Genomic DNA, 773 nt, shown 5'->3' with positions numbered 1-773 from the left:
GCCAACCCCGGCTTGTACGGCGGTCAGGGCGGTGACGGCGGCCAAGGCGGTCAAGGCGGGAAAGCCGGGGCCGGCGGTGCCGGGTCGCTGAGCGGCGCTGACGGCGCTTCCGGTGATGGCGGTACCGGCGGTGTTGGTGGTGTCGGTGGCGCGGCCGGCGCCGGTCAGGACGGGGTCGGTGCCGGTGAGGACGGCGGCCAGGGCGCCCAGGGCGGCCAGGGCGGCGCCGGTGGTGCCGGGGGTGCGGCCGGCACCGGGACCGGCGGGGTCCAGGGTGTGGGCGGTGCCGGCGGTGGTGGCGGCACTGGTGGTGTCGGTGGTGCGGGGGCTACGGGTGTCGATAACTCCGCGTTGCAAGGTGTCGTTGGCGGTACTGGTGGGACCGGTGGAGTGGGCGGCATCGGGGGTAACGCTGGGGCCGGTGGGGCCGGCTCGGTCGGCGGTGCCCTGGGTCAGGCCGGTACCGGCGGTGTCGGTGGCGCTGGGGGTGACGGCGGTGCCGGCGGGTACGGGTCGGCCGGGACCAACCCCGGTGACACCGGCGGACTCGGCGCCGGGGGCGGCCAGGGCGGCGCCGGTGGTGCCGGGGGTGCGGCCGGCACCGGCACCGGCGGAGTCCAAGGTGCGGGCGGGGCCGGCGGTAACGGCGGCACCGGTGGTGTCGGCGGAGCCGGGGCGGCCGGTATCGATAACAGCGCCAACCCCGGCTTGTACGGCGGTCAGGGCGGTGACGGCGGCCAAGGCGGTCAAGGCGGGAAAGCCGGGGCCGGCGG

General features: G+C 77.9%; 1 pseudogene. It reads left to right on the top strand.

Annotation, left to right across the window (positions count from 1 at the left end):
• Nucleotides 1-773, top strand: a pseudogene (locus AO501_RS38200) (PE family protein); the annotation flags it as partial.

The organism is Mycobacterium gordonae (genome assembly GCF_001417955.2).
GTDB classification, from domain to species: domain Bacteria; phylum Actinomycetota; class Actinomycetes; order Mycobacteriales; family Mycobacteriaceae; genus Mycobacterium; species Mycobacterium gordonae_B.
Note: the sequence above shows the minus strand (reverse complement) of the source record. Positions and strands in the feature narration are given on the sequence as shown.